This is a genomic window from Anabaena sp. 90, from assembly GCF_000312705.1.
GTDB lineage: Bacteria > Cyanobacteriota > Cyanobacteriia > Cyanobacteriales > Nostocaceae > Dolichospermum > Dolichospermum lemmermannii.
The window spans coordinates 766,346-779,293 of sequence record NC_019439.1 but is presented as its reverse complement, the minus strand read 5'-3'; the positions used below and the strand labels follow the sequence as shown (position 1 = coordinate 779,293).

Sequence of the window (12,948 nt, the reverse complement as noted above, 5' to 3'; positions counted from 1 at the left end):
AAACTGCCCTTAAACTGTCTTTACTTCTAAGTTTTCTGGCATAATTTCCCCAGTTGATGAAATCTCTTCCGCAAATATTTCTAAATCAAACCAAAAAGTAGTACCAATACCAACTTCACTTACCAAATTAACTTGACTATGATGTCTGTCCATAATGTTTCTGACAATTGATAAACCTAAACCTGTTCCTTCTAGAGTATGAACTCTATTTTCTACACGAAAGAATCGGTCAAAAATTGCCTGTTGATCTTCTGGTGCGATACCAATTCCTGTATCACTAATTTCAATTCTCACTTTACCAGAATGATGCTGAGAATGAGAATTAGCATCTAGTTGATAAGCACGGATAACTACCTTACCACCAGCTAGACTGAATTTAAGAGAATTACCAATTAAATTCCCAAAAACTTGCAGTAACAAGTCATAATTTCCTAGAACAAAAGGTAAATCATGAGTCAGTTCCTGGCACAGTTCAATCCCTTTATCTTTAGCATTAAGCTGATAAGTCCGTAATGTCTGTTCTATTGCTTGTGGTAAATCTACCTTATCAAAAGTGTAATTCCGACCAGATTCAAGTTTTGATAAATCTAAAACATCATTAACCAAGCGGGTGAGTCTATCAGTTTCATTATTAACTGTTTGCAAAAATTCCTTGCGTTCATCAATACCTAAATCTTCGCCATAATCATGTAAAGTTTCAATATAGGTTTTGATGTTAAATAAAGGAGTCCTTAATTCATGGGAAATATTGCTGATAAACTGGCTTTTAGCTTCATTTAGTTCCACCTCCCGGCTAATGTCTTGGACAGTGATAGCTATACCTTTAATACTTTCCCGTTGGAGGTTAAGAACTGTGGTTAAAACAATGCGAATTGTGCGTTGAGTAGGTTGTTTGAGGAGGATACGAAATTCAGCACTTTCACATTCACCTGCTGCCATTTCATATAAAGTCCGGGATATTTCCATTTGGACAGTATGGGGTAAGTGATGGAGTATATTACTACCAACAACATCCACACTTTCCCAATTAAAAATCCGTTTAGCAGTGGGATTAACTAATATTACTTGCATATTATTATCAATCAAAACTGCACCATCAGCAATGGTGGAGACTAAGGTTTCTAATTTAGCTTTTTCGGCAGTTAATTCTTCAATATTTTGTTCTTCATAACGTTCTAGCCGTTCTGCCATTTCATTGAAGCTGAAAATTACTTCTCCTAGTTCACCACCGAGAGGGATATCTATGCGCTGTTTAAAATTTCCAGCCGCAATTTGTTTAACACCTACTAGCAATTCTTTAATAGGTTTAGTAATAGTTAAAGCATTAATTACTCCTGCTAAAATCACCATGACCCAAATTGTGATAAAAACGGCAATGGTAACATCACGGGTGAAATTAGTGGATATGACTGCGATTTGGTTAGGGTTAATACCAACTGCTAATACACCTAAGTATTTTTTATCTACTATTAAAGGCACAAATACATCTGTAACTGCACCATCGGGGGTGTTATGCTGCCTAACCATTGGTTGATCTTGATTGTCAGAATAATCTTCTGGTAGTTGGATATGGCGCTTAATAGTGAGGGAGTTTTCTACCTCTGGTTCCCAAAAAGGAAGACCAAAAAACATTTGCCCAGTTTCATCAGCGTATAACATATAACGCACGCTAGAAGTGGCACTGAAAAAACGTTGAGAAAATTGGGCAACTTCAGTTAAATTGTGATCAGCAATTAGGGGGGCTACATTTGCGGCCAGGAGTAATCCTAAATCACGACCAAAGCGGGTATCATTGAGACGTGCATCTTGCTGAATTGTGTTTACAGCCCAGAAGGTCAAACCACTCATGACCAAGGAAACCATGAGGGTGGCGACGGCTAGGAGTTTGGTCTGAAGGGTAAACTCTGACCACCAATTGGCGAGTGCTTTTGATGCACCAGAGGCGAATTCATCTCGGAAATTTGTAAAAAGAGCCAGCATCTTAAAATACGGTTGTTAGTAGTTCGTTGTTTTCTATCCCAAAAACTAAAAATTGCCAGTTAATTTTCCAAACGTGCTAGGAATTGGCAGGAGGGACAGGGGACAGAGGAAAGAATATAGTTGATCTTTTACCTCTTCTTTTCTAATTTAACTATGTTTTTGGAGTAATCGTAAAAACTTAGTTGCAAGAAAGGTAATGTGATGGGACTATTACAATGTAAAATACGTAATCATCTAGAATCCAAAATTAAGAATATTTCAACGTTCTAGGGTTAACAAACATTCTCACTCAGTCAATTATCCCCAAAATACTGATAACGTAATTAAATTTTTCCTATTCTATCTATGAATTCTCCGGAAACACCACGTAAATCACCCACCCAAGCAATAGGGGCAAAAATTTTCCACTATTGTAATTTCATCAGCTTATTTATTATGATCACCAGTGGATTGCAAATTTATAATGCTAATCCTGTTTTTGGCGGACGTGGTGGATTATATATTTTCCCCCTGTTTACTTTAGGTGGTTGGTTGGCTGGAGGTAGACATTGGCATTTTGCAGCCATGTGGCTATTTTCTCTGAATCTTTTCTGCTATGGAATTTATATTTTCGTTACCCAACGCTGGAAAAATAGATTTGTTAGCGAAAAAGATATCAAGGCATTACAAAAAAGTCAAAATCACCAACGTTTAAATTATGCTTGGCATCGAATTATTTATACAGCAATCATTCCTATTTTATTACTGGCAATATTTACAGGCATAGGAATGTACAAACCTGCTCAATTTTATTGGATAGTTGATATTTTTGGCAGTTGGCAAGCATTAAGAATTGTCCACTTTGCTGCTGTACCAACAGTGGTAATATTTGTCTGGCTTCATTGGAAGTTAGGGCAGAAGGTAGGGGGAAATCCCCTGACAAAATCTATATTTTTGTAAAAAATAGCAGAATTTAGGCATCAAAATGAATAATCATGAATTTACCCGAAGAAGGTTTTTACAACTTTCTGGTTTATCGAGTATGAGTTTATTACTTGGTGGTTGTGGTACACCTATATTTGCAGATTTAGTAGGGAAACTTTCTGAACCTCTCAATCAGAAATTTGAAGAATTGATATTTCAGCCTCAAAAGCCAGTTCCAGAATTTTTACCTAATCAAATTGAACCAAATAAGTTAATAATTAATAGTTTTAAATCTACACCAGTTATTGATCTAGCAAAATATCGTTTAATTGTAGATGGTGAAGTAAATCATCCGCTGAGTTTGAGTATGGCAGATATTCAAGCTTTACCTCTCACTTCTATGATTATTCGTCATGTTTGTGTAGAAGGCTGGGCGGCAATTGTGCAATGGGGTGGCATTCGTTTGCGGGAAATTATCGCCCTTTCTCAACCTAAATCCTCGGTTAAATATGCCTATTTTAAATCAGCAGATGGTTATTATGAAAGTTGGGATATAGCCTCAGCTTTACACCCACAAACCCTATTAGCTTATCAAAAAAATGGTGCAGCTTTGCCTGTGGAAAATGGTGCGCCTTTGCGGTTAGCTTCACCCATTAAACTTGGCTATAAACAAAGTAAATGGGTGACACGAGTTACCCTCACCAGTAAATTATCAAATGCTCAAGGTTATTGGGAGGATTTGGGTTATGAATGGTTTGCAGGATTGTAAATAAAGTAGGAGTCAGGAGTCAGGAGTCAGGAGTCAGGAGTTCAGGAGTCAGGAGTCAGGAGTCAGGAGTCAGGAGTCAGGAGTCAGGAGTATGGCTAACGCCACGCTTCGCTATCAGGAATCAGGAGAAAGAAAATTATCTAATTACCACTGACAACTGACAACTGACAACTGACCACTGTACGGGCGAAGCATTTGGAGAACTATTTTTGGCAATGACGGATAATTTATCTTCCAAATGCGACCACTGTACGGGCGAAGCATTTGGAGAACTATTTTTGGCAATGACGGATAATTTATCTTCCAAATGCTTCGCCCCTACTGACAACTGACTTTATTTTTTCACTAAAATATAGGCATTTGTATATTCAGGTAATTTTTGAATATATTGCTCAAAAGCTCTTTCACTGGTGAAAGTTCCTGCTAAAAAATCAAGTTGATAAAGATTAGGTAAAAATGCTCCACCTGTATCGGCAATTATGCCCATTTTTAAACGTTTCTGTCCACTCTGATTATCTTCAATGACAATTATTCTTCCTAAACCAATATTGAGAACATCCCCAGCAAATGTTACTCCTGGTTTAATGGATATTTTGGCATCTATTTTATATCCATAGCCTTTAATTGCATCAACTTCTTTAAAATACCAATAACGTGTTTGTGCAGTTGCTTTTAAGCCCCGAATATAGGACATTCCATTATTTCTATCTACGTTTAAAAACTCTTTAGTTCCATCTGTAAAATTAACTAATACTGTTCCCTGCATGAGTGCTGCTTCTAAACCACTGCGAGTTAAATAAGCAATTGGTTTAACTTTACCAAATTCTTTACCTCCAGGTTCATAAATACCTGATAAAACATCTTGTTTTGTATATTGGGTGTAAAATTTTTCTTGGCTTACTTCTTCGTTAATAGCGTAGATTGGCGTATTATATGTAGAAGTTTTTTGTCGAGAACCGGGATGAATAAAAGCTGCATATTTAGTAATTCTTAATTGTTTCTGCTGCGGATTTTCTGGGTTATGAGCAGACCATTTAATTACGCGAAAATTGGCGTTAATAAAGTTAGGATTTTGTAACCGAGTTGTTCGCTTATTAGAAATGTCTTCTTCTAAGACGACAATCATAAAATCTAATGTTTTCAGAATATCTTTAACGGTAACTCCTTGAGTTACTAAGATGCCTGTGCGTTGAATATCGGGATCTTCTTGAGAGTATTTCTGAAAATATTGTCTAGTATTTGTGAGTACGGTTAACAAATCAGCTTGATGAAAATTTATGGGATTATTTGGTAATTTCCCTATTTTTAATACTTGATTAGAATTAACACTATATTGATATTTTCGCCATTCATTGATGACTGAATAAAATGTGGATCTTTCATTACTTTTGGATTTTATATTAGATATTTTCTGCGGAGATATATCATGAGTAAATCCTTTAGTTGGAGAATTTACTATTTGGGATAATGATAAATTTTTAACAATCTGTTGTTGTTGAATTGGCTGTTTATTAAGAAAAATCACTACTAATAAGCTAGTAATAAATACTGTGACTTTTAATTTTTGATTAAAGATGATACGCATAATTCATGAACATAAACAATGATTACCCCCCATTTTAGCATTCTCAGAATTATTGACAATGGGAAATCTGCCCAATTAAGATGATTAATCATTCATTTCTTTTAAGGTAGCTAATGCTGAAGGTGATAAACGACTAAGATACCGGAATATCCAATATTTAACTATAGTGTCTAAAATTACAGGAAATGTGGCAATAAACATAAATATATAATTTCTACTCGCGGGTAAACCTAAGTGTTCTGCAAATCCTTCCAGAATTATTTCCCAGCCATGTGGTGAGTGAAAGCCTACAAATACATCTGTAGATAAGATAATTAAAAAAGCTTTAGCACTATCGCTTAAACCATAAACAATTTGATCTACAAAGTGTTGAAGAGAAATAATATCTTTGGCACTAAAAACAATTACTAATGCAAAGGTAATTAATGCTATAATGTCTGCAAATATATTACTAATAGCGTTAGCACTTTTATCTCGAAATTTTGCTGCTAGTTCTATGGCTTTTTCTTTTATCTTGGATTCTACATTTTCTGGGGAATTTTTCCATTCTGAATCCAGAAGACTTTTAAACTTTAATTCTGCTCTAAATATTTTTAATTCATGAAAAGCTTCTTTCTCCATTTCCTGATTGAGAAAAATCAGGTGAGAGTTTTCAGTTCTCATCTTCTCTACTAAGGGAAGGATAAATATCCGCTTAGATAGTTGATGAGTGAGAAGGGGAACAATAATTAGCAGTAATAAGAATTTGACAGCTATAGTTGTCCGCTGTCTGGATATTTGATATTTTTTAATAAATTCTTGATCTGTATTCGGAGATATATCACTAAAAATTTTTTTGAAAGTTCTACCGATTGATCTAGGAAATATGCCAGTTTTTAAGAATGTAAATGGTTGTGATGGTTTTTTCACGATTAGATAAATCTAGTTTGAGATGAGATGTAGTCATCATAGCAATTCTTCCCTGATTGGAATCAACCTGATCATCCTACCTAGGAAGTTACAATTTGAGTTTGTTATTAAATAGGGGGTGCTGAAAAAGTTGTCTGTGAGGGCTAGGAGTCAGGAGTCAGGAGGAAGAATTAGAAGAAGAGAAGAATAGTATTGAATCTGGTCAAGTGATAGGTTTTTGCTGATTTCAACCCTTATTCCTTGCACCTGATTCACCTTTTTTACCTTCAAACTCTTGATATATCTCAGTTCTAGGTTTATTCAGCAGCCCCTAAATAACACTACTAGATGTTTTATACTCTCCAGTTTGCAAATGCAAGCTGGAGTTATACAGCATTGAATTTAATTACCTGATATTTTCGGATAGTGCTTACTCACTATCTCCAATATCACGTTTAGGTGGACGCTTGTAGGTAAAAGTAAAACTCTCTCCACTAGCTATGACCTTTCGCATTTCCTCATACATAGGATAACTACCAACACCGCTTAAATTAGCCCAACCTCGCGCCCTGGTTAAAGCCACAAATAACTGGTTGCGGAAATTCACATCATTTTCATTCCGTGCTACATTATCAAAACCCACCACATAAACCATATCCGCTTCATGTCCTTTAGCGCGAGTAATCCGTGATACCGTTACACCACCTTCGTGCCAAAATTTATCAGGATCATGATTGGGATATTGGGGAACTAAATCATTTAACTTTAAAGCTGTAGGGATATAAACATCAATGTCATATTCCATTAAAAAGCCAGCTATCTGGGTTTCTAATTCCATTGCTTCATAGGTAGATCCTAAAATTACTACTAAAATATCTCGGCTGGGGTTAAGTCCGTCATGGACAATATTGTGCATAATTTTCTCAGCCAAAGCCTTCATTTCTTCCTGACGAGAACCATAAGTTTCAAATTCTAATACAGGTTTTCCCCAGATTTCTGATATGGGATTTGGTGAGTTTTCTGGCGGACGGCGCAATGTAATTTGTCTACCAGAAATAAATTTACTATCGCCGACAACTTCATAACCAATTTCCTTCCATGCTTTTTGATTTGTGAGTCCTGTCAGCATTCCTTCTGGACGTAACAAACCCATACCAATAGCGTGAGCAGATGTGAGAATTTGACCTGGTGTACGATAGCAACGTCGCATAATTTCTGATTTTTTAATGCCACCTTTATAGCTACCAGTTACCGCCTTATTAAGATTAGTATCTATCCCAAATAATTCTGGCGCGGTAGGAATTTTTAAACTATCTAAACTTTGAGCTTCGTCATAAGCCCAAATCAAGCGTTTTTGTTCTGGGTGTTCAGAATCAGCAGGTCGTAAAGATTGATAAGCTAACCAATAAATAGCTTGTTTATCCTGATATTTTAAATCATCTTCGGCTACTAAATCTTGACCTTCATCAATTAAGATGGCATCAAACATTGGTTCAATAGTAATTTCTTCCAATAGCCGTTTACTTAAATCTATTAAACCTCGATTTGGCTGTCTTTCATTGGTGTTCTGTACAGTTCCTGGTCTTTTACCATGATGTTCACAAATAATGCGATATAAACCTGGTTGTTCCTTTGCTCCCCAAGCATGAAAGACTCGTAACTTCGAGTTAGTTTTGGGGTCATACTGCATTTCACCACAACTAAAACGCTTTATCCATTGGTCGAGTAAACCAGTTATTAAATCATATAAGGAACGGGTAAAAAATACTAAAGCAATATCCCAATCTGGATGTTTCAGGTGCATATGTGCGGCTTTTTGACATAGTAAAACAGTTTTTCCTGAGCCGGCAATACCGCGAATCCGTTGAGGTCCTGGGGGAATTTCTTTACCAATATGTTCTTGTTGTAAATCAATCTCATAGAGTTTTTCTCGTAAACTATCAATGACATTAGAACGGGTTTTCCCAGTGGTATTGACTTGATTTCGGGGAGGTTTCCGCAATACAGGTGTACCGCCTATCACTGATAATAATAATTCCCAATTTTTAGCTTCTAAATCTGCTCCAGGAATGACAATATTAGCTTGTTGAATTTGTTCAATTAAAGCAACTTTTCCTAATTGGTCTTGAAATATAATTGGCGGAATATCTGGTAATTGGTCAAAGCCTTTTTGCTGCCATTGTTCTGTGGTAATTTGCGGTAATGCAACTATGGCTCTACCATTAACTTTTCGCCAAAGTGCTGTTTCTCTATCACTATATGATATTAATGCTCGCAGTTGATGTTCTGCTTGTTGGTAGGGATTTATTTCTGTGGTATCAGTATTTTGCAATTGCCATTGTTGACCATTAATAGCGGCAATTTGGTCAATATTTATAGATTTGACTTCAATTACAACTACACCAAATTCTCTATCAACTATTAAGATATCCGGCTCTTTTCTAATTTCTCCAGCTTTGGAAAAAATGGGATAACGCCAATATCCAATACAGTTTCTATCAGCAAAGGTACTACGGAAAGCGTCCCAAACCTTCTGTTCTCCGTCTTGATTTTTGATTGCTTCGGTGGTGATAAACTTGCTACCCTGTTCTTCTATGCCAACAGCCATTTTCTTTACCCGTCTAAAATGGTTACGTATTTTAAGTTACCATTACTAATGGGCTTTAAACCAGTGAGAATATACTGATATGTAATTGTATAATCAGTATGCTATGTATGTGTATATAGTTATATGTGGTTAGTTAAGTAGTTAATTTTTAACGAACCACAGAGGCACAGAGGGCGCAGAGGTAAATAAAGAAGAGATGTGAATACTGATCTTAAGTATTGTTGAGTCGGGTTAAGTTTGTTTGTTTTTTGAAGTATAAAAGTCAACAATTACATTTTGCAAGCTCCTACTCTCTGCGACTCTGCGCCTCTGCGTGAAAAAAAATTCATCCTTTCATTCAGCAACACCCACCTGTAATAAATCCAAACCTTGGGCAAAAATCTCATCAATTGGTAACATTTGCCCGGCTTCAGTCATGAATTTATGGTCTTTTGTAGCGCGAATAATTGCGCCATTTTCTAACAAATATTCATAAACTTCTTGCTGTCCCCGATTATGCCATTGGGCAATTGATTGAGTATAAAGCATTCCATTACTATCAATAGTATAAACTTTACATTCAATCTGTTTTTCAACAATTTCCCCAATCTCTAAAAAACCATATTCAACGGTTAAAATTTCTGTGTCATAACTTAAACAGTATTCGGCAAACTTCAACATATCCCCAAATAAATGTTCAGAAACTTGGGGTATTACACCATTTTTTGCCGAACCATCAATAAAATTTTGCTTTTGTTTCTCCATTTCTGATACTTTCTTTTTACCCATAGCCCGACGGAGTAAATCAGCTTGTCCTAAGCTATAACCAGCCATATCTTGAGCAATTTTCATAATTTGCTCTTGATAAACCATGATTCCGTAGGTTTCATTTAATATTGGTTCTAAAATTTGAGTATCATATTCGATTTCTTCTCTACCATGTTTACGATTAATAAATTTAGGAATTAATCCTGCATCTAATGGTCCTGGGCGATAAAGTGCTAGAATGGAAGAAATATCTTCAATGTTTGAAGGTTTTAAATCTCGGACTATCTGTTTCATTCCTGAAGATTCTAATTGAAATATCCCTTCTAAATCACCTGCTTCTAATAATGAATAAGCTTTAGCAACGTCTTTTGGTAAGTTAGTATGATCACCTTTAGCTAATATTTTTTGTGCTTTTCTTTCCTGTCCGGTAATTTCATCAGGATCAATTCGATATCCTTTACTTTGTTCAATTAAATCAATGGTTTTTTGAATTAGGGTTAAGTTCCGCAAACCCAAAAAGTCCATTTTTAATAATCCCAATGATTCCAAATCTTCCATGAAATATTGAGTAATTACAGAACCATCATTATTTCGTTGTAGAGGAACGAGTTCATCTAATGGTTCTGCGGAAATAACGACACCGGCAGCATGAACCCCGAAGGTTTTGTTAGTTCCTTCAATTCGCATGGCCATGTCAATCCAGCGCCGTACAGTGGGATCATTATCATATTTGGCTTTAAATTCTGGTTCGGGAGTTTCATCGGAAATCATCACTTTCAGTTTTGTGGGTTTACCCCGAACTACAGGAATCATTTTCGCCATTTTGTCAGAATCCCCATAGGGAATGTCTAACACTCTAGCGACATCTTTTAAAACTGCTTTTGATGTCAGACGGTTAAAAGTGATGATTTGGGCAACTCTATCAACACCATATTTATTAGTTACATAATCAATGACTTGATCTCGTTTATCAATGCAGAAATCTGTATCAATATCCGGCATTGATTTGCGTTCAGGATTGAGAAATCTTTCAAATAATAAGCCATGATGTACGGGGTCAATATTCGTAATTTTCATGGCATAAGCTACTAAAGAACCTGCCGCAGAACCCCGTCCTGGACCGACGGGAATATTATTATCTCGCGCAAATTTGATGTAGTCCCACACTACTAAAAAGTAGGTGGAAAATCCCATTTGTTGAATCATTTTTAATTCATATTCCAATCTTTCTTTATAGACTGGATCTACTTCGTTGCGAGATTTGCGTTTTAATCTTTCTAAAAGTCCGTCCCAAGCAACTTCTTCTGCATAGGTATCTGCTGTATGTCCTGAAGGTATTTGGGGTGTGGGAATTTGGGGATCACCCATGATGTGATAAGGTTCAACTTTATCAGCAATTTCTTCTGTGGTGGCGATCGCTTCAGCAATGACATCATCGGGTAAATGGTCACGGAATAACTGGTGCATTTCCTCTGATGATTTGAGGTATTCTGTGCCGCTATATCGCATTCTTTTATCTTCGCTGATGAGTTTGCCGGTTTGAATACATAGCAAGGCATCATGGGATTCTACATCAAAACAAGAAATAAAATGGGAGTCATTTGTAGCAATAAATTTAATCCCTAATTCTCTGGCAATTTTAACAATTTCTACATTCACAATCCGGTCTTCTTGAGAACCATGATCTTGAATTTCTAAATAAAAATCTTCCCCAAATACTTCTTTATACCATTTAGCAACTTTTCTGGCTGCATCTGGCCGATTACTCAAAATTGCTTGAGGAATTTCTCCCCCTAAACAAGCGCTAGTAACTATTAAACCTTTACGATATTGTTTGAGTAAATCTTTGTTAATACAAGGACGGGAAAAAATGCCTTTACCTTGTACTCCTTGAAGATGGGAAATTGTGGTGATTTTAACTAAGTTTTTATAGCCTTGAGTGTTTTTGGCTAATACGACTTGATGATATTTGGGACGGCGTTCTTGTTTGTCAATATCACCGTTTAGGATATACATTTCGTTGCCAATTATTGGCTTTATAGTCTTACTGCGGCAGATTTTAATGAGTTCAACTGCCCCATACATGACACCATGATCTGTGAGGGCGATCGCTTTCATTCCTAATGCGATCGCTCGATCTACCAATTCTGGTAGTTGACTAGCACCATCAAGCAAGCTGTAATCACTGTGAATATGTAAAGGAACAAATGACATATTAGTCTTTGGTAAAATAAGGGGATTTAAAATTAACAGTTTTTAGTTAATATCTTGTGCTGGGAAGGGAGTAATTAACCGAGTATGATATATCTGAAGTCAAGTAAGCGATCGCTTTTTTAACTATTCTTCTAGTTTCAAATTGGTCTTTTCATAATACAGGTAACTTCACCATAACCAGGATTACCAGTTAAACCTTGTAAATTATTATGCTCTATATCTTCGTCTTGACCTAGCTTACTTGTCCATTTACCATCAGGTAATTGTCTAGCAACGTGGGTTGGTGTTTTATTGGAATTAACGTATATTGCTATTTTTTGAAATCCTGGTTCTAAAGTATCATCTTCACAGACTTCATAACCAAGAGTTTGAAATGCTTGCTCAAAAGCGTTAATGGTCTCCTCTCTAGGAACATCTGGAGGCCAGTATTCTTCATTTTGAGCATCTGGCCACCACCAATTTTGATCGTCTTCTGCTGCCCAAGGAACACAATTGTAATCTGTTGTATCTGGGCTTGTAAGCTTGTATCCGTGGATGACTAGGTTGGGAAAATCTCGTTCAATAAATGTTTTTACATAGTTAACCCAGGCGTTATTACTTACCAATTGTAGCCCCTTTGCTTTCCCCATTCGAGCCATGCTTTAGTCATTTTTTCTGTATTTCCTCTGTACTCTGGAGGTACAGGATCTTCTCTGGAAATAGATTTTAATGCCCAAAACCAGCGTCCAGATTTCTTTTCAAGCTCTCTTAGCAGTAGAGGTATGACGACTTCACCCATGCCTATAATTTGTTGATAGGCAGGGTGCATACACATTTGGTTAGTTGATGATATACCACGATTTTCTTCCCGCCATTGATTGGCAAGTGTGATGAAAGTTGCTTCTATTTCTGCCTGTCTGGAGGCGGTTTGTAGTTTTTCCATATTGCTGCTACTGTACATGATTTAATTTTAGGATATATGGGGTTACTATAGATTACTAAACCTATCGCTTTATGGTGATTCCGATTTTCTATTTACTCGTACTGCATAAACAATAGCAGCTTTGACATCTTTTGTGCCAAAATGTATAGTATAAAATTTTCACACCGATAACTGTTAGCTTGTACAGTTTTTAGCTAAAACATTATATACCACAAACAAGATCCCCGACTTCTCTAAGAGGGTGTTTGAAAAGTTATGGTTGATGTATCAAATATTTTTTACCCCACCCTAACCCTCCCCTTGTAAAGGGGAGGGAACTGGATTTTTATTGT

At 36.3% G+C, this 12,948-nt stretch carries 11 protein-coding genes; 3 read left to right on the top strand and 8 right to left on the bottom strand.

The annotated features are described in order from the left end of the window. Window positions 1–9: 9 nt before the first annotated feature. Window positions 10–1,980, bottom strand: coding sequence for a two-component system sensor histidine kinase NblS (gene nblS, locus ANA_RS22350; RefSeq protein WP_015083683.1), 1,971 nt, complete (start codon window positions 1,978–1,980; stop codon window positions 10–12). 345 nt (window positions 1,981–2,325) lie between these two features. Between nblS and ANA_RS22345 the strand changes: the two genes are divergently transcribed. From ANA_RS22345 to ANA_RS26780, 3 genes are read left to right on the top strand one after another with little or no spacing between them, the layout of a single operon-like run. Then, on the top strand, window positions 2,326–2,919 hold the full coding sequence (locus ANA_RS22345; protein ID WP_015083682.1) for a cytochrome b/b6 domain-containing protein: 594 nt from the start codon (window positions 2,326–2,328) through the stop codon (window positions 2,917–2,919). Between the two features lie 25 nt (window positions 2,920–2,944). Further along, on the top strand, window positions 2,945–3,652 hold the full coding sequence (locus ANA_RS22340; protein ID WP_015083681.1) for a molybdopterin-dependent oxidoreductase: 708 nt from the start codon (window positions 2,945–2,947) through the stop codon (window positions 3,650–3,652). Further along, window positions 3,634–3,813 (top strand): hypothetical protein, encoded by a 180-nt coding sequence (locus tag ANA_RS26780; protein ID WP_158310564.1) that lies wholly within the window; start codon window positions 3,634–3,636, stop codon window positions 3,811–3,813. Before ANA_RS22340 ends, ANA_RS26780 begins: the two co-directional genes overlap by 19 nt. On the opposite strand, the gene ANA_RS25175 is transcribed toward ANA_RS26780, so the two are convergent. The 7 genes from ANA_RS25175 to ANA_RS22310 all read right to left on the bottom strand — a co-directional run bounded on the left by ANA_RS25175 (window position 3,789) and on the right by ANA_RS22310 (window position 12,616). Beyond that, a complete protein-coding gene (locus tag ANA_RS25175; protein WP_015083680.1) occupies window positions 3,789–3,980 on the bottom strand; it encodes a hypothetical protein in 192 nt (63 codons plus the stop codon). The genes ANA_RS26780 and ANA_RS25175 overlap by 25 nt on opposite strands. A gap of 6 nt (window positions 3,981–3,986) precedes the next feature. Continuing rightward, window positions 3,987–5,237: a hypothetical protein gene (locus tag ANA_RS22335; protein WP_015083679.1), complete on the bottom strand. Its 1,251-nt coding sequence runs from the start codon at window positions 5,235–5,237 to the stop codon at window positions 3,987–3,989. A gap of 84 nt (window positions 5,238–5,321) precedes the next feature. After that, window positions 5,322–6,146: a hypothetical protein gene (locus ANA_RS22330; protein WP_051155259.1), complete on the bottom strand. Its 825-nt coding sequence runs from the start codon at window positions 6,144–6,146 to the stop codon at window positions 5,322–5,324. Between the two features lie 409 nt (window positions 6,147–6,555). Then, window positions 6,556–8,733 (bottom strand): DEAD/DEAH box helicase, encoded by a 2,178-nt coding sequence (locus tag ANA_RS22325; RefSeq protein WP_015083677.1) that lies wholly within the window; start codon window positions 8,731–8,733, stop codon window positions 6,556–6,558. A gap of 333 nt (window positions 8,734–9,066) precedes the next feature. Further along, window positions 9,067–11,694 carry a trans-splicing intein-formed DNA polymerase III subunit alpha N-terminal partner DnaE-N gene (locus tag ANA_RS22320; protein ID WP_015083676.1) on the bottom strand — a complete coding sequence of 876 codons (2,628 nt, stop codon included), beginning with the start codon at window positions 11,692–11,694 and terminating at the stop codon, window positions 9,067–9,069. A gap of 137 nt (window positions 11,695–11,831) precedes the next feature. Then, on the bottom strand, window positions 11,832–12,299 hold the full coding sequence (locus tag ANA_RS22315) for a DUF7689 domain-containing protein (protein ID WP_015083675.1): 468 nt from the start codon (window positions 12,297–12,299) through the stop codon (window positions 11,832–11,834). Continuing rightward, a complete protein-coding gene (locus tag ANA_RS22310) occupies window positions 12,293–12,616 on the bottom strand; it encodes a hypothetical protein (RefSeq protein WP_041458610.1) in 324 nt (107 codons plus the stop codon). The genes ANA_RS22315 and ANA_RS22310 overlap by 7 nt, the downstream gene beginning before the upstream one ends. Between the last annotated feature and the right edge of the window lie 332 nt (window positions 12,617–12,948).